The organism is Sphingobacterium sp. UBA5670 (genome assembly GCF_002420705.1).
Classification (GTDB): Bacteria; Bacteroidota; Bacteroidia; order Sphingobacteriales; family Sphingobacteriaceae; genus Sphingobacterium.
Window position 1 is genome coordinate 363652 of sequence record NZ_DIIM01000005.1, and the last position, 25789, is coordinate 389440.

At 40.9% G+C, this 25789-nt stretch carries 20 protein-coding genes; 4 read left to right on the forward strand and 16 right to left on the reverse strand.

The window, feature by feature from the left end; genetic code table 11:
- Window positions 1-7: 7 nt before the first annotated feature.
- The 5 genes from B3C94_RS07030 to B3C94_RS07050 all read right to left on the reverse strand — a co-directional run bounded on the left by B3C94_RS07030 (window position 8) and on the right by B3C94_RS07050 (window position 4888).
- Window positions 8-1009 carry an acyltransferase gene (locus B3C94_RS07030; RefSeq protein WP_293901084.1) on the reverse strand — a complete coding sequence of 334 codons (1002 nt, stop codon included), beginning with the start codon at window positions 1007-1009 and terminating at the stop codon, window positions 8-10.
- A gap of 15 nt (window positions 1010-1024) precedes the next feature.
- Window positions 1025-2179 carry an MFS transporter gene (locus B3C94_RS07035; RefSeq protein WP_293901087.1) on the reverse strand — a complete coding sequence of 385 codons (1155 nt, stop codon included), beginning with the start codon at window positions 2177-2179 and terminating at the stop codon, window positions 1025-1027.
- A 63-nt stretch (window positions 2180-2242) separates the two neighbouring features.
- A complete protein-coding gene (locus B3C94_RS07040) occupies window positions 2243-2776 on the reverse strand; it encodes a fumarate hydratase (RefSeq protein WP_293901089.1) in 534 nt (177 codons plus the stop codon).
- A 3-nt stretch (window positions 2777-2779) separates the two neighbouring features.
- Window positions 2780-4177, reverse strand: coding sequence for a class II fumarate hydratase (gene fumC, locus B3C94_RS07045; protein WP_075994412.1), 1398 nt, complete (start codon window positions 4175-4177; stop codon window positions 2780-2782).
- Window positions 4178-4318: 141 nt separating this feature from the next.
- Complete coding sequence (locus tag B3C94_RS07050; protein ID WP_293901094.1) at window positions 4319-4888, reverse strand: hypothetical protein; 570 nt, start codon at window positions 4886-4888, stop codon at window positions 4319-4321.
- Window positions 4889-5175: 287 nt separating this feature from the next.
- Here B3C94_RS07050 and B3C94_RS07055 point away from each other — a divergent pair, with 287 nt between their 5' ends.
- Window positions 5176-6786 carry a S41 family peptidase gene (locus B3C94_RS07055; protein ID WP_293901097.1) on the forward strand — a complete coding sequence of 537 codons (1611 nt, stop codon included), beginning with the start codon at window positions 5176-5178 and terminating at the stop codon, window positions 6784-6786.
- On the opposite strand, the gene B3C94_RS07060 is transcribed toward B3C94_RS07055, so the two are convergent.
- The 5 genes from B3C94_RS07060 to uvrA all read right to left on the reverse strand — a co-directional run bounded on the left by B3C94_RS07060 (window position 6776) and on the right by uvrA (window position 14547).
- On the reverse strand, window positions 6776-7840 hold the full coding sequence (locus B3C94_RS07060) for an endonuclease/exonuclease/phosphatase family protein (RefSeq protein WP_293901100.1): 1065 nt from the start codon (window positions 7838-7840) through the stop codon (window positions 6776-6778). The two genes, B3C94_RS07055 and B3C94_RS07060, sit on opposite strands and share 11 nt — an antisense overlap.
- A gap of 43 nt (window positions 7841-7883) precedes the next feature.
- Window positions 7884-8762 carry a rhomboid family intramembrane serine protease gene (locus B3C94_RS07065; protein WP_293901103.1) on the reverse strand — a complete coding sequence of 293 codons (879 nt, stop codon included), beginning with the start codon at window positions 8760-8762 and terminating at the stop codon, window positions 7884-7886.
- An 11-nt stretch (window positions 8763-8773) separates the two neighbouring features.
- Window positions 8774-9460: a rhomboid family intramembrane serine protease gene (locus tag B3C94_RS07070; protein ID WP_293901106.1), complete on the reverse strand. Its 687-nt coding sequence runs from the start codon at window positions 9458-9460 to the stop codon at window positions 8774-8776.
- A gap of 12 nt (window positions 9461-9472) precedes the next feature.
- Window positions 9473-11359, reverse strand: coding sequence for a DNA mismatch repair endonuclease MutL (gene mutL, locus B3C94_RS07075; protein ID WP_293901108.1), 1887 nt, complete (start codon window positions 11357-11359; stop codon window positions 9473-9475).
- A 347-nt stretch (window positions 11360-11706) separates the two neighbouring features.
- Window positions 11707-14547: an excinuclease ABC subunit UvrA gene (gene uvrA, locus B3C94_RS07080; RefSeq protein WP_293901111.1), complete on the reverse strand. Its 2841-nt coding sequence runs from the start codon at window positions 14545-14547 to the stop codon at window positions 11707-11709.
- Between the two features lie 156 nt (window positions 14548-14703).
- On the opposite strand from uvrA, the gene B3C94_RS07085 reads away from it, so the two are divergent.
- Window positions 14704-15759: a DUF2157 domain-containing protein gene (locus tag B3C94_RS07085; protein WP_293901114.1), complete on the forward strand. Its 1056-nt coding sequence runs from the start codon at window positions 14704-14706 to the stop codon at window positions 15757-15759.
- A gap of 3 nt (window positions 15760-15762) precedes the next feature.
- Here B3C94_RS07085 and B3C94_RS07090 read toward each other — a convergent pair whose 3' ends face one another.
- Together B3C94_RS07090 and B3C94_RS07095 are read right to left on the reverse strand one after the other, a co-directional pair.
- Window positions 15763-16437: a response regulator transcription factor gene (locus tag B3C94_RS07090; protein ID WP_293901117.1), complete on the reverse strand. Its 675-nt coding sequence runs from the start codon at window positions 16435-16437 to the stop codon at window positions 15763-15765.
- Between the two features lie 121 nt (window positions 16438-16558).
- Entirely contained in the window at window positions 16559-17893 is a 1335-nt protein-coding gene (locus tag B3C94_RS07095) for a sensor histidine kinase (RefSeq protein WP_293901120.1), read from the reverse strand.
- 234 nt (window positions 17894-18127) lie between these two features.
- Between B3C94_RS07095 and B3C94_RS07100 the strand changes: the two genes are divergently transcribed.
- A complete protein-coding gene (locus tag B3C94_RS07100; RefSeq protein ID WP_293901123.1) occupies window positions 18128-20500 on the forward strand; it encodes an outer membrane beta-barrel family protein in 2373 nt (790 codons plus the stop codon).
- Between the two features lie 149 nt (window positions 20501-20649).
- Here B3C94_RS07100 and B3C94_RS07105 read toward each other — a convergent pair whose 3' ends face one another.
- From B3C94_RS07105 to B3C94_RS07115, 3 genes are all read right to left on the reverse strand, one after another.
- The gene (locus B3C94_RS07105) at window positions 20650-21066 is read right to left on the reverse strand and encodes an OsmC family protein (RefSeq protein WP_293901126.1); all 417 of its coding nucleotides are present in this window, start codon (window positions 21064-21066) and stop codon (window positions 20650-20652) included.
- A 150-nt stretch (window positions 21067-21216) separates the two neighbouring features.
- On the reverse strand, window positions 21217-22521 hold the full coding sequence (locus tag B3C94_RS07110; RefSeq protein ID WP_293901129.1) for an SGNH/GDSL hydrolase family protein: 1305 nt from the start codon (window positions 22519-22521) through the stop codon (window positions 21217-21219).
- 22 nt (window positions 22522-22543) lie between these two features.
- A complete protein-coding gene (locus B3C94_RS07115; protein WP_293901132.1) occupies window positions 22544-23770 on the reverse strand; it encodes an OmpP1/FadL family transporter in 1227 nt (408 codons plus the stop codon).
- Between the two features lie 61 nt (window positions 23771-23831).
- Here B3C94_RS07115 and tpx point away from each other — a divergent pair, with 61 nt between their 5' ends.
- Complete coding sequence (gene tpx, locus B3C94_RS07120) at window positions 23832-24419, forward strand: thiol peroxidase (RefSeq protein WP_293901135.1); 588 nt, start codon at window positions 23832-23834, stop codon at window positions 24417-24419.
- 66 nt (window positions 24420-24485) lie between these two features.
- Here tpx and B3C94_RS07125 read toward each other — a convergent pair whose 3' ends face one another.
- On the reverse strand, window positions 24486-25661 hold the full coding sequence (locus tag B3C94_RS07125) for a trans-sulfuration enzyme family protein (protein WP_293901138.1): 1176 nt from the start codon (window positions 25659-25661) through the stop codon (window positions 24486-24488).
- Window positions 25662-25789 lie beyond the last annotated feature (128 nt).

A 25789-nucleotide genomic window follows, 5' to 3' on the forward strand; every position in this document is an offset into this window, starting at 1 on the left:
CGTTCAATTAGCCGCTGACATATTTACCCCACGGAATTTTTCGTAACAAATAGGTAAGCACAGCACTTGCCAGTAGAGTGAGCACCGTTGCAGCCGGTATTTTCCACAAAGTGGATAAGGGAAGCAAGGGATGGATATAATTCAGCAGCAAAATATGGCATAGATAAATGCCAAAGCTGTGGATGTCGATAAATTCCCAGAATGCGTTGAGATGTTCTGGGAGTTTAAGACCTTGAACGAAAATGAATAAAAAGCCTGCACTCAATGCGATGTTGGGCGAAAGGTAATTGTAAAGTGTCGGATCAAATTCCCCTCGAGAGCTACTTAAATAATAAGTCCCCGAAGCCGTAATTAAACAGCAGATCAGGAAAAATGTAGAACACGGTAATTTTCCCATCTGGATGGGATAGTTGCGCAAGTAATAGCCTAAAACCAGATAACCCATATACCCCGAAAAAAAGGTCAGGTCAAAATTAGGCAGGTAACTATTAAACCATTTATTTGTAAAAAATAATGCTGCAAACCACAATCCTAAGAAGATCTCAAGCTCTCTCTTACTGCAGTTGCCCACAATTTTGCGTATGAAAGGAACCGCAAGGTAGAGCCCAAGTATCATATATAGATACCATAGGTGTGCATTCGTTCCTGACTTTAAGCGAATTAACACAATGTTAATAACTTGTGGAAAACCAATATAGTCAAAATCGATGTACCGAATAAAATAATAAAGAAGATAGACGATCGTCCAAAAAAGAAAGGGCGGGACAATTTTTAACAGACGTTTTCGATAAAACTGTCCCGTGCTTTCGTCTTTCTGTAGCAGTAGAGCACCTGAAATAATGACAAACAGAGGCACTGCAAAGCGTGAAAAGCTGTTGAGCCAATTGGCGTAATTCCAGTCGAATGACTGAAATTCATTGCTGTTCAGATAACCCGAAGAGGAATGGATCAAGATAACGAGCAGTATCGCAACAATACGTAGTACACTGATATAACTGGTTCGCGCCATTGGGGTATTCTATTTTTAATGACTTTTATTGTCGTAGACTCTTAAGTATAGTAGGGTGAGGAGTGCACCAATGCTTGCCATGCCCACGCCAACGAGCGAAGGTGTATTGTAAGCTAACCCCCATGTTATTGGAATTCCGCCGAGAAATGCACCTAAGGTATTCCCGAGGTTAAAGGCTGCCTGACCACCTGCCGCAGCCAATGTTGCAGCTTCTTTTGAAGCGCGGATCAACATCAGTTGTGTCGGTGAACCAATAGTGAAAGATACCAGTCCCGTAATAAAGGCCAAAGGGTAAGCTGTCCAGCCTAGTGGCGATATAAAGTAGACCATCACAAGGCATAGCGCCATTGCTGAAAAACTCGCAATAGCTGCTTTGGTCGGTGAAATCGTGTCAGCCAATTTTCCGCCAATAAGATTTCCAAAAAACATACCAATACCAATCAGGATCATAATTAGCGGTACGCGATCAGGGGCGATACCCGATACATTGGTCACTAATGGTGCGATATAACTGATCCAGGCGAAAAGTCCACCAGTACCAATGGCGATAATAGCCATTAATAACCAGGCAATTTTTTTATTGAAGAAGTTTAGCTGGCTAAAGATATTATTCCCTTTGGCGGCTTCAATTTTGGGCATCCAAGCATAAATTGCTGCAAAAGTAATTAATCCCAATATACTGATGATACCGTATGTCAAACGCCAGGAATAATGATGACCGAGGTATGTGCCCAATGGTACTCCGGCTAAATTGGCAATCGTCATTCCCGTAAACATGATGGAAATAGCCTGCGCTTCCTTTCCTTTTGGAGCCAATCGAGCTGCAACAACAGATCCAACACCGAAAAATGCACCATGTGGAAGTCCAGCCATAAAGCGAGAAAGACTGATTAAAAACTGTCCTGGAGCAATACTGAATAGGCCGTTGAAGATAAAAAAGAGCAGCATTAAAAAGAGCAGTACCTTCTTCGGGGGATATTTTCCCGTAAATAGCACTAATGTTGGGGCACCAACAACAACACCTAGTGCATAGAGCGCAATCAGGTGGGCCGCGGTAGGGATTTCGATATGAAGATCTTTGGCAATATCAGGCAGGATACCCATCATCGTGAATTCGGTCATTCCGATGGCAAGTCCGCCAAATGCCAAAGCGATAATTCCTTTGTTCATTGTATTTTAAGGTTGAGGTTGTACGATAATGGTACGAAGATAATAAATAGATTGTACTAAAAATTATTGATACCTTTTTTGAGGGACACAAGTAATATTTTTAGTCTTTCTTAAGATGATCTGACGTTGATCTAATCTGCTTTCCAATACGACCGAATCAGCGGCATGGTAAACAACTTTAAAGCGGGGGATATATTGACCGGAAAGATAGCAGCCTGAAATCTTCTGCTTGCCATTCTCCTTGGTATAAATACCATCGACGATGACGGAATCTCCGCGCAAAACATAAATACCCTTTGCATGTTCTGTCCAGGAGCCGTTTTTGTAACAGCTATCCGGTATGGTTTGTACTTTATTGTTGACGTGCATGGTCGCGTAAACAGAATCACAAGTGAACTTGAAATCAGTCAAGGTGTATTGCATCATTTGTTGCTGCCCCGGAATACTGTCCTGGACCCATTCGCCCTGTAAAAAGGGGGCACCTTCGCTCTGCATATCCGAATTGAATTTGCAGGCGGTAAAAAAGAAAAACATACCTATGGCAAGTGCCAATAGGTATGTTTTTGTTCGTGTATTTTTTTTTGAAATAATAGTCACAGCCTATTTTAAACTTCCAACCATATCCTCCGGTTTCACCCAGGCATCGAAATCTTCAGGAGTTACATAACCTAAGCGGACCGCTTCTTCCTTAAGCGTAGTCCCATTTTTATGTGCTGTTTGAGCGATTTCTGCAGATTTATAGTAACCAATTTTCGTGTTTAGTGCCGTTACCAACATCAATGAGTTGTCAACCAATTCTTTGATGCGTTTGTAGTTAGGCTCAATACCAGCTGCACAGTGCTCTTCAAATGAAACACAAGCATCACCCAATAGGCGAGCCGATTGCAAGAAGTTTGCTGCCATCAAAGGTTTGAACACGTTTAGTTCATAGTGGCCCTGCGTTCCACCAATCGTAATAGCCACATCATTACCCATCACTTGCGCTGCAACCATCGTTAACGCTTCACATTGCGTTGGATTAACTTTACCTGGCATAATTGATGATCCTGGTTCGTTCTCAGGGATCAAGATTTCACCGATACCTGAACGTGGGCCAGAAGCCAACATACGGATATCGTTTGCAATTTTATTTAATGAAACAGCCAATTGCTTTAATGCACCGTGTGTTTCAACGATTGCGTCGTGAGCTGCCAATGCCTCAAATTTATTTTCAGCAGTTACAAAAGGAAGGCCTGTAAATTCAGCGATATATTTAGCAACCACAACGTCATAACCGTTTGGCGTATTTAATCCCGTACCTACGGCTGTACCGCCTAAAGCAAGTTCTGATAAATGCGAAAGTGTGTTTCTCAATGCTTTTAAACCATGGTTCAATTGAGCGACATAACCTGAGATCTCTTGACCTAAAGTCAACGGAGTAGCATCCATTAAGTGTGTACGGCCAATTTTTACGACGTTTTTAAACTCTTCAGCTTTTTTAGCTAATGTGTCACGCAGTTTTTCTACACCTGGAATTGTAACTTCTGCAACAGCTTTATAAGCTGCGATATGCATTCCTGTAGGGAACGTATCATTTGATGATTGCGATTTGTTTACATCATCATTTGCTTTTAACACAGGTTCACCCTCACCAATTTTATGTCCAGCCAATACTTGTGCACGGTTTGCGACAACCTCATTCACATTCATGTTGGATTGTGTACCTGAACCCGTTTGCCAGATAACCAGTGGGAATTGGTCATCCAATTTGCCCGCCAAGATCTCATCACATACGGTAGCAATCGCATCACGTTTCTCTACAGGTAATACCCCCAACTCGTGGTTAGCATAAGCAGCCGCTTTTTTTAAATACGCAAAGCCTGCGACGATTTCGTGTGGCATCGAAGCTGCTGGTCCGATTTTAAAGTTGTTGCGTGAACGCTCTGTCTGTGCACCCCAGTATTTGTCTGCAGGGACTTGAACTTCACCCATCGTGTCTTTTTCAATTCTGAATGACATAGTATGTAAGTATAAGTAAAACGTAAAAATTAAGAGTATATGTGCTTAGCACATAATACATCAATTACAAAGTTACAGGATAATACAGTAAAGAGCAAGGATTAAAGAATATGGATTAGAATAAAAAACAATAATCAGCTCTTAAAAACCAAGACGTTTTGTCAAGGATTCATTCACATGGTGGAAAACCTGTTTCGGTTTTAATGTCCGCCAGGGAAGCTTGTTCAGTGCGCCACCAAAATTAATGTAATAGTCTATATTCTGCTGCTGAAATTCTTCAATGACATGCTCCCGGAAACCAATGCCTGCTATCCAGCCGTCATCGATATCCTGAAACCATTCCTCATAGTAAGAATCATCTGAAGCATGAAAATTGAGTACATTCTCTCCAATCAGCATAAAATACTTGATGCCCTGACTGATCATTACATCAATAATTTCTCGCTTGAGCAACATAATATCATTGTAGATCGCATCATTCCATTCACCAATGAGTTCGATAATGCAGTACTGTTTCTCGTAGTCCACAAATAGTATTTTTAGGTATAAGGTCAGTGAGCCGAATTCATCCCATTGTGGGTGCAATAGGAAATTATAAATCTGTTTATCAAAATCGAATTCGCTATAGACGGTGCCATAAAATGGGGATTGTTCATCTTCAGCGGCAATGTAGTAGTCCCGCCAATTGTAATAAGGTTCGATCTCGTGCATACAGTGGAATCTTTTTCAATTCAAACTAAGATAAATTTACGCGCATTTGCAAGTTAAATTATAGTGATCATCGTTATGAGGTTAAATTCACTTTTTCATAATCCTACCAGCTTTCTAGTGCGATGGCTAGGCGGTACTCAGTTCAAAACAAGATCGGGGAGCTTTTTGTTTTTAAATGTAAAAATATGCGCTCAAATACTCGTTTAACCGAATAAACTTATTATTTTTGATCAAGTAATTAATGTTGAACAGTTTGTCTCTTCTTCGATAATTCATGAAGATTTCCCATGCAGAAAAGTATTAAACGAAATATCTTTGTAGCCGCTACATATGCTGCAGTACTGTTTCTTGGCTTGCTGTTGGGACAAAATTATGCCGAGGAACAAGGAAATAACCAGAAAACAACCTTTTCAAGTTTACGCTCCAATGGCAATTCAGATAAACTGCAATATCTCATTCAATTAATTGCTGAGAATTATGTCGACAACGTCAGTATAGACACGGTTCAGGATGAAGCCATTGAACATGTTGTTTCCCGCCTCGATCCTTTTTCTACCTTTTTGAGACCAAATCAAGTCCTAGCAAAGCAGGAAACTCTTGAAGGAACATTCGACGGTATCGGAGTCGAATATTTTCGTCTGAAGGATACGCTGCTTGTTGTTGGGATGGTGGCTGCTGGTCCTGCAGAAAAAGCAGGTATGCGTATTGGTGACCGCATTTTAAAGATCGGAAATAAAGATCTTATTGGAAGAAAGGTGACTGAATCCGAAATAGAAAAACTTATCCGTGGCAAGAAAGGGACGGCAGTATTGATTTCCATTCAACGCAATGGGGAGGTATTGAGCAATCCAATTAAAGTTATTCGCGATCAGGTAAATGTATCGAGCTTAGATGCATCCTATATGATCGCTCCAAAGACAGCTTATGTGAAGATTCGAAGGTTTGGACATAAAACTGCCGACGAATTCAGACAGTCACTCATTGATTTACGAAAAAGCGGTGCTCAAGATCTTATTTTGGATCTACGCAATAATGGTGGCGGATTTGTCCATACAGCGATTGATCTGGCAGGTCAATTTTTCAAAGAAAAAAGACTATTGATGTATACCGAAGGTGCCAATGAACCTCGTCAGGATTTCTATTCCGAGAAAACTGGCGATTTTGGCGATGGCCGTGTCATTGTGCTGATCAACGAAAGTACAGCCTCAGCAAGCGAAATTTTGAGTGGTGCGCTTCAGGATCTGGACCGGGCAACGATTGTCGGCCGAAGGTCTTATGGCAAAGGTCTAGTGCAGGAACAATTTGACTTTTCAGACGGATCGGCCATTAATCTGACTGTAGCTCGCTATTATACGCCTCTTGGGAGATGCATTCAGCGAAAATATACACGCGCCAATTTTGATGCGGCAAAATACATGACAGGTTTCGATCTATGGACACTGGATACCGAATTTAGCCAAAAAGAGATGTTTACAACCAGCAAAGGAAAACTTGTTTTTGGGGGTGGGGGTATTCTTCCAGACGTAACTATCCCGATTGATACCAATGAAACCAGTGCTAAATACCGCGAGATTTTTCATTCCAATGCGATCGAAGAGTTCGTGTATGATCGGTTTACAAAGCATTTGCCTGCCTATTCTATTGAGAATTTTATCAGTGGCTACCATCTGCCAGCTGCGGAGTTTGATCTATTCATCTCATACCTCAATCGACAAAAGGCGATTCATGTAACAGCCAATGAAGCGAAAAACCTGCATGATTTGATTCAGTCTGATATCGAAGCCCTGGTTGGTCGGTATTATTTTGGCCGTGAAGCGTACTATAAAATCAAGAATCGCCGAGATAAATTTATTGAAATTGGCCTTAAAACATTGGGGTATCAGATGCCTAAGGTTTAAGTCTAAGGTCCGACCATACGGGATAGTGATCAGATAATTTCTGTTTGACAATCTGATAATTCATTATCTGGAATTTCTGGCTTGCAAAAATGTAGTCGATCTGAAAGATCGGCAGGAGTGCATGATGGGTCACTCCCCAGCCATTACCTTTCTCCTTAAAGGCATTGTACAGACCGTCTCCAATTAAATTGACCGAGTAGCTCATTGGGGTGTCGTTGAAATCGCCTACAGCAATATAAGGATATTGACATTCATTCATGTGCTTCTTTAATGAATGTGCCTGTTCGCTACGTAGCTCGAAAGCATTCTTGAGTTTTCGGCTCAACCTGCGGGTGGTTGAATTATCGGATTCGTTTTTATTGGATAGATTCTGGATAAACTCTTTGTCCTCATTTTGAAGCGCAAACGAACGTAAATGTATATTGTATATCCGAATCAGTGTATCCTGTTTTTTGATATCTACGTAACTGATCCGATTGATGCCGTAGTCGTTGTCCCTTATGGTGCCGGAATCATAGATCGGGAAGCGGGAAAGAACAGCCATACCATATGCCTCGTAATCATTTTTGGAGCTGGGTTCAAAGAAAAAATAATCATAGCCCAGTTTATCTTTGAATTCCTCCGAAAAAACATGTTTCCCCTTGATCTTGCTAATATATTCCTGAAAGCAGATTATATCAGGAGATATGCTGTCAATAATGCGGACAACGTCGGCTTTAAAGTTTTTCTTCTCATCATTTACCTTTTTGAACAAATGAGCATTGAAAGTCATAATGCGAAGCGTGCGTATTTCGGACGATACAGGAGCGTTCTCTTTGCGGATGTTCCAATGTTTAGTTAAGAAAGGCCATCCAATGAGGATTGCTACGAGCGAATAAAGTGCTATTTTCCGTTTACGAAGCAGCCAATAAAAAATAAAACCAATATTAATAAGGAGGATCGGAAGGTAGCCTAAGCCCATAAATGCAATGGGCCAAAAAGATTTAGGATTAATGAAGGTCGCCGAATAACTCATCAGCAAGGCAATGATCGCAAGCATATTTGCCAGGAACATTGTTTTACTTATAAAGCCCAGTTTTCTTCTTAAAAATGTCCTTCTATCCATCAACCTTGTCACCACTATTGCTTGCCCTAAAGAGCGTTTCTTTTTCGGGGTTCGTTAGACTGTCGTAGCCAGAAATGGAAATTTTATCTAAGATAGTATCGATTTCATCCTGATTGGGCAGGTCATAACGATGTTTCCGATTTGTAGGTATATTGTTGCCTACAACGACTTTCATTTTTGCAGGCTTCTTTCGTTTTTTCTGAAAAACTGTGGACCAATCCATGCCTGATTTTAGGGCATAAGTGAATCCCATTCCGAAAAGTACAACAGCAAAGTAGGAAATGGCCGCAGGTCGGTTTGTCATGGTCAGAGCAAGAAATTCAATCGCAAAATAAATAATGGCGACTAATTTTAACTTAACGGTACCGATAAGCAGGAACCGTAACTCATACTTGGGCACCAAGGTAACAATTGCCGCTAGTACTGCTGCCAGAGGGAGAGAGCCACCCATGAGCTGTAAGCTGGTAGGCGTGGGAATTAGTGACCCAAAACCAACATAAAGCACACTGCCTAGCAGCCAAGATGCGATATAGACAAATAGAAATTGCCTTTTGTTTAAAAAAGTGAAAAAGATCTGACCGACCCAATAGAGCCAAAGGCTATCAAAAAGTATGGTCAGCAGCTTAACGTATACAAAATTCGATGTGATCAACGACCAAGGCTGTTCAATAAAGCTTGAGAAATTACTCGGTAAACTCAATCGACGTACAATAGGCTCTAAAAAACTTTGGGGCACAATCTTTAATTCAAAGAGCAGATCTAAAAAATAAATGAGGACAAATAAACATACCTGAATACTGATCACCAAAGGAACCGGTGAACCTGTCTTATAGGTTTGTCTCCAAAAATCTTTTAAGCCGATATTATTCATTGTGCACGATATTAATAAATTCCTTTTCTAATCTTCCACAGTTTAAGCAGTAGATAGCCAAATAGTGCACCACCGACGTGAGCCAGGTGAGCCACCGAATCTCCTGGTCTAGACAAGCTCATATATATTTCGATAAGGATAAATCCACCGATCATATACTTCGCTTTGACTGGTACAGGAATAAACAAAAATTGAAGCGGTATGTTTGGGAAAAGGTAGGCAAATGCCAATAAAACGCCATAAATGGCTCCCGAGGCTCCCAACATTGGAATAAGATAAGTTAATGCTTCGTTGTTTCCGGTATTTGCCATGGCAATAAGTTCGCTTCCACTTATGCCGTGGAGTGGTGCGAAGGAACCCGTCGCATTATAAAGCTGTATACCATTTACTGCAGTATAAAGAAACCAGGCTCCGATCCCCGAAACCAGGTAAAAATTTAAAAAACGTTTCGATCCAAGTACCTGCTCAATCATAGGGCCGAACATGACTAAGGAAAACATATTGAAGAAAATATGGGTAATGTTGTTCTTGTCATGCATAAACATATGTGTGATCACTTGCCAGATTTTAAAATAAGGCGAGTCTGGATAATAGACCGCAAGATAATCATATGCTACAGGAAAAAGTTGTGATCCAATATAAAATACAATATTGATGATCAATAAATTCTTGATAACAGGTGTTAATTGTGGAAACATATATTTTATCTTCTAGTTTTTACCAAATTTTTCCGCTAATTCTTGCAATGTAAATGTTACAATTACAGGGTTTCCATAGATGGAGATATTGGGCGAGTGACAGGCAAAAAGTCTATCTACAAGCTCTGCCATAGCTGTATTATCCAGTGTAGTACCGGGTTTTATCGCTGCATTGCGGGCTAGGCTCTTCGCTAGATTTTCCCGCTTAGCGAGCTTATACTCAGACTGATTGTTTTTGTAATCCTCCAATATTTTCTCAATCATCTTTATTTCGTCAAATCCCGTCCCTAAGTCCGCAGGGATTCCGTCAATAATATAGGAATTTTTTCCAAATTCACGAATTTGAAAGCCCAGGCCATTGATGTCCTCCAGAAGATCCTTCATTAACTCATTATCTGCGGCATTCAGATCCAACGTCTGTGGAAATAGACTTTGCTGACTCAATCCCTTATGTTGATCCAGCTGTGCAAGAAATTGCTCGAAGAGTATGCGTTCATGTGCCGATTGCTGATCGATCAGAATAAATCCAGAGTGAATCTGAGAAACAATATATTTGTTATGCAGCTGGAAAAAGAGCTTCGAAGATGATTTATCTTCGACTTGAATGACTTGTGGGCCATCGCTACTCAATTCGGATTCCGCATGCAATGGCAGCTGAACAGATTCTTCCTTTTCGACGATTTGATACAAAGAATCCCAATTGCTAGGTATGCCACCTGTCTTCTTATTAAGTCCTTCCGCATAGCTTTCTGATCGCGTGTAGCTCGAACTGGACTTCGAGTTGTCTGTATCAAATGGATTGAAGTCCGGATTAAAGGTCACTGTTGGAACGATAATTTCATCCAATGCTTTTTTTGTAATCAGATTGGTGAAGCTTGTTTCCTGTTCAAAATCAAGAGAAGGCATGATATTGTATCGTCCCAATGATCTTTTTACAGCTGAGCGGATAATGGCATAAATGGCCTTATCGTCTTCATACTTAATTTCGGTCTTGGTGGGATGTACGTTGATGTCGATGCGTGCAGGATCTATGTCGATAAATAAGACATAGAAAGGAAATGTTTCTGCCTGCAAAATATCCTCATAAGCATTCATAACAGCGTGGTGCAGGTATGGATCACGTACAAAGCGTTTGTTGACAAAGAAAAACTGTTCTCCCCGAGTTTTCTTTGCAAATTCGGGTTTCCCTACAAAGCCTTCCACCTTAATGATGGAAGTATCTTCTTCCACAGGGACGAGACGCTGATTGTAATTATTGCCAAAGATATGGACAATACGTTGTTTGAGCGTTTCTGCCGGCAAATGGTAGATTTCATTTCCGTCACTATGTAAGGTCAGGAAAATTTGCGGATTCGATAAGGCTATACGTTGAAATTCATCAATGATATGACGCATTTCTACGGAGTTGCTCTTTAGGAAGTTTCTCCGCGCAGGAATATTGTAAAAAAGATTTTTGACTAAAATATTTGTCCCGGCAGCAACAGCTTCGGGATATTGATTGACAACTTTTGACCCCTCTATTTCGACAACTGTACCCAGTTCATCTTCGATACGGCGTGTTTTGAGCTCCACCTGGGCAATAGCTGCAATGGAAGCCATCGCTTCCCCACGGAAACCCATGGTGCGAATAGCAAATAAGTCTTCAGCCTTACGGATTTTTGATGTCGCATGGCGCTCAAAACAAAGGCGGGCATCGGTTACGCTCATGCCACAGCCATTGTCAATGACCTGGATCAATGACTTGCCTGCATCTTTCACAATAAGTTTTATTTTGTCAGCTCCAGCATCAATAGCATTCTCAATCAATTCTTTAATAGCAGACGCTGGTCGCTGCACCACTTCTCCCGCCGCAATCTGATTAGCAACATTATCTGGAAGTAATTGAATAATATCCGACATATAATACAAAGTTACGAAATATCCATATTTACAGCGTATAAACACTGATGAAAATCAATTGGGTATTCCACATGTTCTTTAAAAAACAAAAGTCCGTAAGCGTTCATTTATACAAATGAAAATGGGGACAGCAACGACGAATTGTTTACAGCCCAAAAGGACCTATAAACCTATTTAGTCATTAAATATGCCGCTATCCATTGGACGTCAAAGTCAGTGTGCGTTGTCTAACAGCTGTGTAAAAACACAACTGATAGAGCTGGAAAAATATTCCCTTTGCAATAACCGAGCCACCCTACGAACAGCAGCTGCAAACAGCATAATTCGCCGCTGCTGTTTCGTTGATATTACATTTCCAATTTTAAGAAACGTGCCGTTTCGCTTTTGTTATTTTTAATTAAGTTCTCAGGTGTTCCCTCAAACAGGACTTGACCACCCTCTTTGCCACCTTCTGGACCGATATCAATGACCCAATCTGCCGATTTAACGACATCAAGATTGTGTTCAATGATCAGTACTGTATTTCCTCGGTCAACGAGACGATTGATAACCCCCATAAGGACATTGACATCTTCAAAGTGAAGACCTGTAGTCGGTTCGTCAAGGATATAAAATGTATTTCCAGTATCTTTTTTAGAAAGCTCCGTGGCCAATTTTACCCGCTGTGCCTCACCTCCCGATAAAGTTGTCGAGGACTGACCTAAGGTAATATAGCCCAAGCCGACATCTTGAAGTGTTTTGATCTTTCGGTAGATACTTGGTACGTTTTCGAAGAAGCCCACAGCATCGTTGATGCTCATATCGAGTACATCAGAGATGGATTTTCCTTTATAACGCACCTCTAAAGTTTCTCGGTTGTAGCGTTTTCCGTGGCATGTTTCACAAGGAACCTGTACATCGGGTAGGAAATTCATTTCAATGACTTTCAATCCGGCTCCCTGGCAGGTTTCACAACGTCCGCCTTTGACATTAAAGGAGAATCGTCCAGGTTTATATCCTCTGATTTTCGCCTCTGGCAATTGAACAAACAAGGTTCTGATATCTGAAAATACACCAGTATAGGTCGATGGATTGGATCGCGGTGTACGTCCGATAGGACTTTGGTCAATTTCGATGACTTTGTCTATATGCTCTAAGCCCTCTATTTTTTTGAAAGGAAGAGGAGTTGCTTTGGCCCTGAAAAAATGTTTATTTAAAATCGGATATAAAGTACCCGTGATTAAGCTGGATTTGCCCGAGCCCGAAACACCGGATACGACAATGAGTTTCCCCAAAGGAAAGGAGACCGACAGATTCTTTAAGTTATGTCCGGTCGCGCCATGTAATGATAATGTTTTTCCATTGCCCTTACGGCGTTTTTCTGGGATCTTAACCTCTTTAGTCCCGTTAAGGTAAGCTGCTGTCAAAGAGTCTGATTTGAGGATTTCTTGTGGAGTACCTTCCGCAACCACCGTGCCGCCATGAACTCCTGCCGCAGGCCCCATATCAATAACATGGTCGGCATGTAGGATCATGTCTTTATCATGTTCTACAACAAGTACCGAATTGCCAATATCACGTAGATTTTTGAGCGCATTGATCAACCGTTCATTGTCACGTTGATGAAGTCCGATACTCGGCTCATCAAGAATGTAAAGTACATTGACCAGCTGCGAGCCAATCTGTGTCGCCAGACGGATCCGTTGCGCCTCCCCGCCGGAAAGTGTTTTAGCGGTACGATCCAAGGTGAGGTAATTTAAGCCTACATCCAGCAAGAAGCCTAAACGTGCACGGATTTCCTTTAAGATCTCTGTTGCAATAACAAGTTGGCGTTCATCAAGTTTGCTTTCTACCTGATCAAACCATTCTTTGATGGATGTAATATCCATCGTAGAGAGTTCATGGATGTTTTTATCGGCAATTTTAAAATGTAAAGACTCTTTCTTCAAACGAGCGCCTGCACAGGTCGGACAGGTGACTTTCGTCCTAAAATCATCCAAAGAAGGGGCTTCATCCGATGATTTTCCAGAAAACTCTTCCAGCATCTTAAAGATACCTTCAAATTCAACACGATATTCACGTGTACCATAACTTCCATACGATACAGTGACAACGATAGGCTCTTCTTTATTCCCGAATAAAAGCTGATCAATTTGTTCTTCATTGAGTTTTTCAAGCGGCGTTGTAATGGTAAAATCCAATTTTTTTGCGACAGCTTTCAAGACTTCCGAAGTCCAGTTTTCGCGCGTAGGCCCTAGGGGCGCTAATCCACCTTTTTGAATACTGAGTTTTTTGTCTGGAATAACCGCACTCTTATCAATTTCAAAAATATAGCCTAAACCATCACATGTGGGGCAAGCGCCATATGGCGAGTTAAAGGAGAAGGTATTAGGTTGTGGTTCGTCATAAGAAATACCTGATTCGGCGTCCATAAGATAACGGCTATAGAATTGCTCCTGATTATCCTTTGTAGACACTTTTATAATACCTTTGGCTGTTTTCATCGCCTGCATAACCGAAGTCTGTAGGCGCTTTTTATCTTCACGCTCTACTTTCAAACGATCCACTACGATTTCGATATCGTGTATTTTGTAGCGATCTACCTGCATTTTTGGAACAAGATCCAATATCTCTCCATCCACGCGTACTTTCACATAACCTTGCTTGCGGATTTGTTCAAATAATTCACGGTAGTGGCCTTTACGCCCTTTAACCACCGGGGCCAAAATATTTAAAGCCTGCCCCTCGAATTCAGTCAAAATACGTTCGATAACCTGATCGTCCGACATGCGTTCCATTTTTTTTCCAGTCACATAAGAGAACGCTTCTCCAGCTCGGGCAAACAATAGACGCATAAAGTCATAGACCTCAGTAATTGTTCCAACCGTAGATCGGGGATTTTTGCTTGTTGTTTTCTGCTCAATGGAAATCACTGGACTTAATCCCGATATCTTGTCAACATCCGGACGTTCCATTCCACCCAAAAATTGACGGCTGTAGGCACTGAATGTTTCCATATAGCGACGCTGTCCCTCGGCATAAATAGTGTCAAAAGCCAAAGAAGACTTTCCGCTACCACTCAGACCTGTGATAACAACCAACTCATTTCTAGGAAAAGAAACATCTATATTTTTTAGATTATGCGCGCGCGCTCCAAATACCTGAACTTCACTTTGTTCGCCCAAATCTGGGCTTTTTTTTACTGCCATGAAAACTCCTTAAAGTCCCTGTTAAGGGATAAAATGCAAAACATGCAAAATTACAGATTTTAAAGGAATTATGCGAGCCAATCTGACTTTTGGAATAAAATGTGATATACAAGTGATTTAAAAAAATAATGTACCTTGCAACGTAAATCTAAATTTATGCGAAAATACGACGTCAGCAAACAAGAGAAACAATCGATCGAAGATATTGTCCGATTTTGGAAGAAAGAAAATCTATTGGATGAACAGAAAGCGGACGAATTGATGGAGAGTTTGGACGTGAAAAGTTTTGATTGGGGACAGTTGGCGAGATATGCCTTTTGGATTGCACTAGCTTCTTTGGTATTTGCTGTTTTTTCGCTGTTTACAGATGCATCATTTCTAGCATTTGTAGATACACTCTACGAAGCACCCAATATCCTGTTCTGTTTCTTTTTTGCAGCTGTAGCCGTGTTATTCTATACGTTGGGCTTTCGATATAAGAAACGATATCCTTATAAAAATCTATCTACCGAGACCATGATGCTGATTGGGGTTTTCGGAACAGCTGCTTGTATCGGATTTATGGGCAAAGTATTGGATAAAGATACGATGCACTATTCCTTGTTATTTTTACTCTCCGTGGCGATTTATGGCTTTCTTGCCGTTAAGCTTGACAGTAAACTGATTTGGACCTTTATGCTTTTGGCTTTGGGTGTATGGTTTGCGACCGAGACAGCCTACCATAGCAATTGGGGGTTTAAGTTTTGGGGAATAAATTACCCACTTCGTTTTACCATCTTTGGGGCACTGATAACCGCTTTGGCCGTTTGGGGTCAACCGAGGTTCGATCGCCTGAAAATCTTTCAGCCGATCAGTTATATTGTGGGATTGATCTATCTGATGGTATCCTTGTGGACATTGTCCATTTTCGGAAATTATGCCGATTTCTATGAGTGGACGACCGTACGCCAATACCATATGTTCTACTGGGGTATCTTATCCACCGCGGTCTCTGTATTTCTGGTTGTATACGGTCTAAAAGCCAAGGATAATGTGAGCCGAGAAGTGGGATTTGTCTTTTTAGTGCTCAATATCTACACCCGTTATGTGGAGTATCTCTGGGATAATATCAATAGAGCTGTATTCTTTTTGATTCTTGCAGTCTCTTTTTGGTTTGTGGGTCGCTGGGCAGAGAAATTATGGAACAAGCGGAAAGAAGAGATTGCAGGATGATCCTTAAAATTGAACAGTAAATCCGACACCTCTATTTGAGCTGATGCTCAGGTTAGGATCCAAGCTTAGGTATTTTCGGATTCGGGTAATAAAGACATCCATACTCCTTCCCGTAAAGAAATCCACATTTCCCCATACCTTTTCAAGAATTTCTTCACGCGTAACGAGCTGGCCGTTATGCTGCCACAGAAATAGAAGGAGCTGTGTTTCACGTTCGGTGAGCTTGTATTGTTCCGAAGTGTGGCTTAATAATAGCTGTTCAGGATGGAATAAATACGTGCCGATGACGATCGATTTTGGAGAGCTACTTTTCTGATTCCGTTTTAATATATTCTGTATGCGAAGTAATAGTTCTTCAGGATCGCAAGGTTTAGTGACATAATCATCTGCACCGATTTTTAGTCCCGTAAGCTTGTCGATTTTTTGCTCTTTAGCTGTTAAAAAGATAAATGGTAATGCGGGATACAGGGCATTGATTTCTTTGGCCAGACTAAAACCGCTGATTTGAGGAAGCATAACATCCAGTATTACTAGATCGTAATCGGCTAGCTGCTGATAATTTTCTGTAAGATCCTTAGGCTGCGCTATCCAGTCTATGGCAAATTTGGATAGCTCAAGGTATTGCTTGAGCATAAAACCAAAATCAGAGTCATCTTCTACCAGTAATAATTTGTTCATTTTTTTATATTCAGTCGTTAATATAAACTAATAGTCTACGGCTACTATGTTCGGCTTTGTCGTGGATCCTAATTCCTATTTCTTTTCGGCAGCTCATTTCTCTTGCTGATATTACAATACCTCATGACGGAATAGCAACGAGCGGCAATTGAATTTTAAACGTAGTCCCCACACCAAGCTTACTGGTCACTGTAAGCTGTCCCTGATAACGATTCACGATTTTTTTAACAAGGAAAAGTCCGATTCCCAAGCCTTTGGTATCATGAACATTGTTTTTTTGGATGCGGTAAAACTTGTCAAAAATATAAGGTAGTTCTAGCTCTTCCATGCCATCACCATTGTCTTGTATGTAAATAGAAAGTTTGTTTTTCTGTTCCTCGAAATGAATATTAAGCCAAGTTGCACCATGTTTTACGGCGTTGCTCATCAGGTTCTGAAATAATGTTGTTGCATCATTGGGGTTCAGGCACAATTTGTTCTCGGGGCAAGGGCCGATTTGAAATGCGGTGGTCGGATTGGTCAACTTAAAGTCTTCGAAAATAGCTTGTAGTTCCGTGCTGGTAATAAGACGCTGATCAGTTGTTTGAAGGTTTTCGTTTAGTGGATTGAGGGTTTGTTCGAGACGGTTTACCTGACGTTCAATGACCGTTATGATATTTTCGTCTGTTGATTTTCGAAGTGTTTTAGCTGCAATCTTCAAGGTCGCGATGGGCGTTTTTAGCTCATGTGAAATATTGTCAACGACATCGTGTAGCACGCTGATCTGCTTTTGCTGTTTTCTGAGATTCTGAATGGTTCCATAAAAAAGCCAAAGAAAAGCGACCAGAATAAAAAGCGTGCTCAACAGAAGCGAAGTGAGTTCTTTGAATAATATCCAATTCAGATTCGTCACCTCAAAGGATGTCTTCCTATGTACAAAAAAAGTGTATAAGACTTCTTTGCTTTGGATGCTGTTTTCGATTTTCTGTGTTTCTGTTTTTTCTGTTATCCACTCGCTTGAGGAAAGTTCAACGGGCTGCCGAAAAGTTCCAAGCGTTGTGTAGACGGTAATGGGGCCCTCTGCGATCTGTTTTTCTAAGCTCTTAAAATAGATGCCCAAAATTTCCTTTTTCAGGATGACATTCATTCCAAGTGGCTGAAATAGACTGTTGACATATTGCGTTAGTTTCTGGGATGTTTTATGTGCATTCGCACTGTAAAGTCCTTTCAGTTCTTCCGCCGTTATCTCTTTTTTAACCAATTTGATATAATAGTCTCTGGCAATGTCCTTACTCATTAAATCATCATCAAAAAGCTTGTCATTATCGTGAAGCTTACTTAGCTTATTTTTCACGGTGGCAAAAATATCACGCTGTTTGAGTTGATAGGTATTGTACAATTGATAACCCTGTATGCCGATAAGTACGGCAAAAAACAACGTAAAGAGAACGATATAATTTTTGGGCTTCAATTCCATACACAAATATAACTGCTGGGGACCAAGATAATATACCTTAACTCTGTATTAACCCTTTATTAACCATCATTTGCCGCAATGATGAACACCTTTGGAACATTAAATAGTTCATGTGGAATAGCTGCGATAGCCAGACACGGATGGCGATATACATTCATATCGGCAAAAAAGTACATCTGACAGGCACGATGATCGCGATATGCCGTGCAGTGTTAAAAATTAATTATCTTAGAGATGAAATTGATCTTATTTTTTCTGGCTTTTCCTTTGTCGCTTTTAGCACAGACCAAACAAATCGAGGGGCGAGTACAGGATACAAACAAAGTTGCATTAGCGGGAGCGACCGTTATGCTCTTGGATAGTAGTTACCAAGAGATACGTGAGGTGAAGACAGATCATGGTGGAAAGTTTATTCTTTCTTTAGATCCTCATAACGGATATTACGTGAGAACGACTTATCTGAACTTTAGGCCACAGGAGTATTTTTTTAACAGCGATACCATTTCTCGTCCCTTAGTATTTGAACTTGTGTCCGAGGCAAAGATGCTCGAAGAGGCGCAGGTAATAGGTCGGCCACCCCGATTGGTCCGCAAATTAGACCGTCTGGAATTCAATGTTCAAAATTCAAACCTTTCAGCACTCAACAGTTGGGACATTTTGAAACGTACGCCATTGGTTATGGCAAATGGTTCAGATTTAATGGTCCGCGGGAGTAAAAAGATTGTCGTCCTTATCAATGAACGAAAAATCATGCTTAGCGGCGATGAACTGAAAACCTATTTGGAGAATACATCAGGCAGCGATGTTCAATCTATAGAGGTCATTACCAATCCCCCAGCAAAATATGAAGCGGAGGGAAGTACAATTATTAATATTAAACTTTCCAGATCTAACCTATATGGATATCGAGGAACGGTGGTTGCGCTGGCCGAAAAGAGTAGCACCTGGAAACAGCTGTTTGGGCTGACCCAATATTATAAAAGTGAAAAATTTAACCTGCGTGGTACCTATAATTTTGGAAGGGGAACCTACGCACGCTATGAAACGAATTATGTCTATTATCCCAACGAGCAAACTTCATGGGAGGGCGTGATGGATAGATTTGATACCAATAATTGTCAGCATAGTTATGTATTTTCCATGGAATATACTCCCGATACAACCTGGACTGTCAACGCCGGATTAAATGGATATTATGGGCCTAAAACTTATGGTATCTACGAGGTGCCAACCGTGATTTACGATAAAAACCATGTCCAGGAATCGAGTTATCTGACAACGAATGATCACGAGCGGTCGTCAAAGACAAATAACCTCTATTTACAAGTGACAAAAAAACTTAATCCCAAATGGAGCATAAACTGGTCATCCTATTTTACAGATAACCATTCTACCAATGACCAGGATGTTTTGACAGCCCTGAGATTTAAGGGAGAAGAACCGACAGATACCCGATTTATCAGTAACAATGGAAATAAAAACCAACTTTTTTCTTCACAGTTAGATTTTACAGGGAAAATAAAGGGCCTCGGAATAGAGTTCGGTGGGAAATTTAGCGATGTGAAAACGACGAGTACCCTTGCCTTCTCTGATGACGAATCCGGTACTCTTCAGCATCGGCCCGAAAAGAGCAGCGTATTTGATTACAAAGAACGGAATATAGCGTTGTATACTTCCCTTGACTATGCCTGGAAGAAATGGAGCTGGAAAGCAGGCTTAAGGGGAGAATATACCGATTTGAAAGGTATTGTATCCGAACCGGCTGATATCAATAAGCGTGATTACTTTGTGCTCTTCCCTACATTTTACATGCAATATGCCTTGACTGACGATCAGCAGTTCGGTTTTTCTTATGGAAAACGTATTAGTCGCCCGGCATACTCCTGGCTCAATCCGGCTAAATCCTACTATAATCGTTTTTCCTATTTTCAGGGTGATCCGCGTTTAAGGGCTACAATCGTTCATAATCTGAATCTGACCTGGACCAAAAACAACTGGAATATTGACCTATTCTACCGATTTGAGAAGTGGCCCAATATGGAAATTTCCCTTCAAGATAACAACAATCACCAGCTAATTTTCCAATATACCAATATCAAGAAAGGACAAGGGGCGGGGATAGACTTAGGAAAGAGTTTTCAGCTAACAGGCCGCTGGGGATTGAATCTGCAACTGGAGGGAATGTATAACGAGAATTACTTCATCGGTACTGATGAAGTATTGCACAAGAATGATGTATATATTGGCAACGGAAATGTAAGTACCAACTATGTGTTGAATAAGGATGCCGGCTGGAATCTTGAATTGGGTAATACATTCACATCTCCGACGATACAAGGGCCATTTAAAATTACGGGATATTCAAGTACCTATGTGATGACAAATCGGAAATTTTTCAAAAAGAAATTTGAGGTGAATCTCTCTTTCATGGATATCTTTAAAACAGAAAAAATGACTATATCATCCAAGTACGGTGATCAGAATAACTTTTATAAAGATTACCGTGATACCAGAAAGGTGAATCTGACGCTGCGGTATCATTTTGGCAATCAGAAAGTCAAGAGCAGCAATCAGCCCAATAGAACAGAAGAACAGGATCGTTTGTAAATTAGTTAACCGTTGCAAGTTAAATCCTTCAAATTCTCTTACCTATATGTATAATACATCGATAAAGAGAACAAATATAGTCCCGATTAAAGTCAATAACCCTTCACATCCTATGTGGAGGGTTATTAGATCGCTAGAAAAGTATTTTCTTAGTTTATTTTCAAAGAATACGTGATATTGATACCGCCAGCGGCAAGCATATCATGTACTGAGCAATATTTTTTAACGGCTAATTCAGCTGCTTTAGCTGCTTTTACCTCGTCAATTTCACCTTTTAAAAAGAAATTGATGTGGATATCTGTAAATACCTGTGGAATTTCTTCTCGGCGTTTACCTTCCACTTCGACCTGGATATCATCAATTTGCTGGCGTTGCTTTACCAGTATGCTATGGAGATCGAATACGCTACAAGAACCCAGTGCCATTAAAACCAATTCCATTGGACGAACGCCTTTTCCTTCACCGCCGATGGCTTCCGAACCATCGATGTTGACTTTGACAGGAGATAATTCACTGCTGGCTTCGAAATGCACAGCTTGGTTAACACGGTCTAATTTGATTTTCATCTTAAAATATTTAATTCATTTTTTGCACACCAAGTTTAGCGAATAGCCCATCGTTGGTAACAACAGATCTAATTGAAATCTGCGCAACACAAATATACAAAAAAGGCAGACGATTATTCGTCTGCCTTTTGTCAGTATGTTGGTCACTTCTTATTTTGTGACGGTATCAGGCAGTTTAACACCGCGATATTTCGCTACGTCAACTTGTGGAATTTTTGAACCATATTTAGAATTGATGGCACTGATAAAGATATTGGCCATCAATGCATTTCCAATTGGTGTAAGGTGTATTCCATCCAGCGAGAATGCATTTCCAGTAATGTATTTTGCACTAACGGCTAATCCATTGATACGGACACCACCTTTTACATTGTTCAGGAATCCATGTACGTCAGCTAAAGCCAGGCCTTTTGAATCTGCGGCAGCCTTGATAGCTGCATTATATTCATTGATGCGTTGCACGACTGTTGCTGTTTCGCTCACATCCAATACATATTTGTCTTCCACAGGGTTCAATGGATGTAAGCCATAAGGAATTTGCGCTTCATTTGGTTTTCCTAATAATCCCATAGAGGAGAAAGGAAGTACAAAATAATCTTGATCCGTAGCCGCACGGGGACCCGATTTAGTGGCGATATAAATATTAGTTACCGGAGTTGGCGGGTTTGTTGCATTCACCGCTGCCAATAAAGCTGCCCGTGTAACAGTTGTAAAATAAGGTGTTGCCGTTACATCGGGAATTGTTGCCAGTACCCCTTTTTGACCTCCTGCGGTTAATGTCGTTACATAGTTGCCCAATAAAGTCGTAAAAAGCGCTGTAGAGGTCAATGTTGATGTTGGTCCATCTTCTACACCACCGTTTGTAGCCCAACCTAAAGCATCGTTATTGCCTAAAGCAAAACTAAAGAAAGTATGGTTTTGTGTGGTCGAATACGCAAAATATGTTTTCATCGCATCCGCGTCAGGTAGTAAGCGCTCGAAATACATGTTTCCCGCTTGAGAGCCCACACCAGCAGCAAAGGCCATATCCATCCGCATTCCCGGTACACCAAGGTTGTTGATCGGGTCGGTATATTTTGTCAACAATTTTGGTGAAGCTGAGCGGTAGGCCAATTTATCTGTTACTTGTGCAGTTACAGGCTGTCCATTGACCAGTGCTGTAAGCGTAATATACCCAGAACCATTGGCTTGATCTTCACTGAAAAATGGCGATTTGAACTCACCGCCACCGACTTGTTTTAACTGTTCAGCAATTAAATTTGGATAGGCTACCTCTTGGCCCTCCAAGTAAAGTCCTCCATCGGCATAACCTGCCGTTAATGAATTTCCGATGGCAACATATTTTGAAAAATTAAGCGATCCCGCCGAGGGCGTATATTCATCCAACGAAGGTTTGCATGAGGCGATAGCCAAAAGCGCTAATGCCGCAGCTATATAGAGTTTGTTTTTTTTCATCTTAGTCAAATTTGGCTGTTACTTACCACTTATAGCTTACACCAATACCAGGGGCAAAAATATTTGTCGCATAGGTACCCGAAAGTTGGCTCTCCACATTGGTGGACTGGCGAGCCACAATGCGTTGGTACGCAAAGGAGCCTGTGACGTCAAATTTTGGTGATGGTTTTATGGTGAAACCTCCCGATATCAAGTATCTCGTGTTGTCTGGTGTCTCGGGATAGACATAAGCGCTCTGTTGCACTGGTGTTGCGATTACACCGCCACCTATACGTAATTGTAGGCAGTCTGAAGCAATATATTCCAATCCTGCTTTAATAGATCCTGCTTTATCGTATTTTTTTGGTGAATGTGTATCTTGCAATACGGGCGTGTTTTCTTTGTAATCAAAATCTAGGGCTTTATAGATGTCGTAGTTAATAAGTGTTGCATCAAGAGCCATCTTCAATTTCTCTGAAATAGGGAAGGCGATGCCCGCGGCAAATGTGGAGGGCAACGGTAACTCAGCACTGAACTTGTTGCCCGCAGGAAAATTGCTCGCCACCGATTCAGGTACGTCAAAAGTTGCATCACCATTTTTAAGTTTGGTGACTACTTTGGAACGGTAACTTACCGATATCGCAAATTCGTCTTCTAGGTTATAATGGATACCTACGTTGTAACCTGTTCCCGTTCCCGTTCCCTTTAAGGTTGCGAGTCCGGCATGACCATCCGGATAGAATACCGGTACAGAATTTTCTAAATCAACAGTACCAATGTTGTAGACAAAACCACCCCCAACACTAAAGTTTTCAGTCAGTTTGAAACTTAATGTAGGCTGAATATAAATAGCACGCAGCGAAAGGCTAACCAAACTAAATTTGCCTACCCAATCTTTTCCCCAATCGACGGCTCCACCATAAGGTGTGTAAACCCCGATACCAGCTTTCCACCAGGAGTTTTTAGGGCCGAATGCGGCAAATAAGGAAAAAGGAGTTGAAATCTGATTTCTAGTATGATAAACAACTGTACTCCCAACCTCTTGAAATGCAGATTTGTACATGACGGCATTCCCAGCAACTGAAATGGCATTATGGTCCATTTTCGCTAAGGCACCCGGACTGTAGAAAATGGAGGATTCATCTAAAAAGTAAGCAGAGCCTGCTCCTCCCATTCCCACAGCCTTGGGACTTTGTAGATTCACTTGAGATCCTTGTGCAAATAGGAGTGACGGACTTGCACAAAGTATTGAGAATAGTAGTTTCTTCATACTAGTGTTTATTGTTTGGTTAACATTCCTCTATCAAATACAATGCTAACATAATAAATGTTTGACTAAAATTAATAAATGTTGTGTAATATTTTTTTTGCTCGTACCTTTAAGTGCAAGGATACTAAAAATTAAACAATCATATTATATGGCTACAATCACTTTTAAAGGCAATCCAGTAAACACGAAAGGCAGTTTACCACAAGTTGGCGAACAAGCTCCTGATTTTAAATTAACTGCAGGCGATCTTTCCGATAAATCTCTAGCAGACTTCAAAGGAAAAAAAATTGTATTAAATATTTTTCCTAGTGTAGATACCGGAACTTGTGCCGCTTCCGTACGTGCGTTTAATAAAGAAGCTTCTCAGTTGGATAATACAGTTGTGTTATGTATATCAAAAGATCTGCCTTTTGCACAAGGTCGCTTCTGTGCAGCAGAAGGTTTAAATAATGTAGTGACATTATCAGAGTATAAAGATTCAAACTTTTCGGATGCTTATCAATTGGCTATCGCCGATGGACCTTTGGCAGGTTTGTTAAGCCGCGTTGTTATCACATTGGATGAAAATGGAAAAGTATTGTACGAAGAACAGGTAGCAGAAATTGCTGATGAGCCAAATTATGCTGCAGCTATAGCGTCTTTGAATTAAGAGGGATGTGAGGAATAAAAAAAGCCTTTGCTTTTGCAAGGGCTTTTTTCATTAATATACTTCTTGTTATTGTTTTGTTTTCTCTAAAGCCTGTAAGATATCGTTTATGATATCTTGTTGATCTTCCAGACCCACAGACAGGCGGATACTTCCCGGTTTGATGCCTAAGTTTAAGCGTTCATCTTCCGACAATTTTGAGTGTGTGGTGGAGGCTGGATGCGTTGCGATTGATCTTGAATCTCCTAGATTAGAGGTATATAAAATCATTTCCAAATGATCTACAAAGGCTTTTGCGCGCTCAAAACCGCCTTTGACAACAAAGGTTACAATACCGCCACCAGCTTTCATTTGTTTTTTGGCCAGCTCATATTGTGGATGGCTTGGAAGAAATGGATATTTAACATCTTCAATTTCCGGATGATTTTCCAAGGCCTCGGCCAAAGCCAAAGCGTTAGAACAATGGCGGTCCATACGAATGCCCAACGTGTCTAAACTTTTTGATATGATCCAGGCATTGAACGGGGATAGCGCTGGACCTGTATGCCGGATGAAGAACATCAACTTGTCGATTAGTTCTTGTTTTCCAACCACAATTCCACCTAAGACACGACCTTGTCCATCCATATACTTTGTTGCCGAATGGATAACCAGGTCAAATCCATATTGAATCGGTTTCTGAAGATAAGGCGTAGCAAAGCAGTTGTCGATCGACAGAATGATGTGGGGATATTTCTCCTTAAATTTACCCAACCATTCCAAATCAACCAGTTCCAGACCTGGGTTGGATGGCGATTCTAAAAAGATGATTTTCGTATTCGGTTGGATTGCTTTTTCCCATTCTTCCGGATTAGCTGCGTCTACGTAAGTTGTGGTCACACCCCAACGTGGGAAAAGTTCCGTAAATAACTGATGTGTGGAACCGAATATTGCACGTGAAGAAACGATATGGTCTCCACTTTCGATAATTCCTGCAAAGGAGGCAAATACAGCCGCCATTCCTGATGCAAAAGACAATCCTGCTTCTGCACCTTCAAGAATACAAACTTTGTTGATGAATTCTGAAGTATTTGGATTGGCATAGCGGGAATAAATCATCGCATCCTCTTCGCCAGCAAAGACCGCCCGACCTTGTTCAGCGCTGTCGAAGATAAAACTTGATGTAAGGTATAAAGGAGTCGAATGTTCGCGAAGTGCTGAACGATCGACCTGTTCACGTATGATTTTAGATTGATCTTGTTTCATGATGTGTAAAGGTACGAGATGAAATTTTTATATTCACATTTTTAGTTAAGGAAATCACTGAATTTTGTGAAATTTACAATGTTATTTCATTGTCTTGTAGACGGATTTGATTACGGAATATAATTCCT

Excerpts from the sequence above, each read along its gene's own strand:
- B3C94_RS07055 (WP_293901097.1), top strand. The coding sequence starts at position 5,176 with ATGCAGAAAAGTATTAAACGAAATATCTTTGTAGCCGCTACATATGCT.
- mutL (WP_293901108.1), bottom strand. The coding sequence starts at position 11,359 with ATGTCGGATATTATTCAATTACTTCCAGATAATGTTGCTAATCAGATT.
- B3C94_RS07030 (WP_293901084.1), bottom strand. The coding sequence starts at position 1,009 with ATGGCGCGAACCAGTTATATCAGTGTACTACGTATTGTTGCGATACTG.
- uvrA (WP_293901111.1), bottom strand. The coding sequence starts at position 14,547 with ATGGCAGTAAAAAAAAGCCCAGATTTGGGCGAACAAAGTGAAGTTCAG.
- B3C94_RS07110 (WP_293901129.1), bottom strand. The coding sequence starts at position 22,521 with ATGAAAAAAAACAAACTCTATATAGCTGCGGCATTAGCGCTTTTGGCT.
- B3C94_RS07115 (WP_293901132.1), bottom strand. The coding sequence starts at position 23,770 with ATGAAGAAACTACTATTCTCAATACTTTGTGCAAGTCCGTCACTCCTA.
- B3C94_RS07060 (WP_293901100.1), bottom strand. The coding sequence starts at position 7,840 with ATGTTCCTGGCAAATATGCTTGCGATCATTGCCTTGCTGATGAGTTAT.
- B3C94_RS07035 (WP_293901087.1), bottom strand. The coding sequence starts at position 2,179 with ATGAACAAAGGAATTATCGCTTTGGCATTTGGCGGACTTGCCATCGGA.
- B3C94_RS07105 (WP_293901126.1), bottom strand. The coding sequence starts at position 21,066 with ATGAAAATCAAATTAGACCGTGTTAACCAAGCTGTGCATTTCGAAGCC.
- B3C94_RS07070 (WP_293901106.1), bottom strand. The coding sequence starts at position 9,460 with ATGTTTCCACAATTAACACCTGTTATCAAGAATTTATTGATCATCAAT.
- B3C94_RS07090 (WP_293901117.1), bottom strand. The coding sequence starts at position 16,437 with ATGAACAAATTATTACTGGTAGAAGATGACTCTGATTTTGGTTTTATG.
- B3C94_RS07100 (WP_293901123.1), top strand. The coding sequence starts at position 18,128 with ATGAAATTGATCTTATTTTTTCTGGCTTTTCCTTTGTCGCTTTTAGCA.
- B3C94_RS07085 (WP_293901114.1), top strand. The coding sequence starts at position 14,704 with ATGCGAAAATACGACGTCAGCAAACAAGAGAAACAATCGATCGAAGAT.
- fumC (WP_075994412.1), bottom strand. The coding sequence starts at position 4,177 with ATGTCATTCAGAATTGAAAAAGACACGATGGGTGAAGTTCAAGTCCCT.
- B3C94_RS07125 (WP_293901138.1), bottom strand. The coding sequence starts at position 25,661 with ATGAAACAAGATCAATCTAAAATCATACGTGAACAGGTCGATCGTTCA.
- B3C94_RS07050 (WP_293901094.1), bottom strand. The coding sequence starts at position 4,888 with ATGCACGAGATCGAACCTTATTACAATTGGCGGGACTACTACATTGCC.
- B3C94_RS07095 (WP_293901120.1), bottom strand. The coding sequence starts at position 17,893 with ATGGAATTGAAGCCCAAAAATTATATCGTTCTCTTTACGTTGTTTTTT.
- B3C94_RS07065 (WP_293901103.1), bottom strand. The coding sequence starts at position 8,762 with ATGAATAATATCGGCTTAAAAGATTTTTGGAGACAAACCTATAAGACA.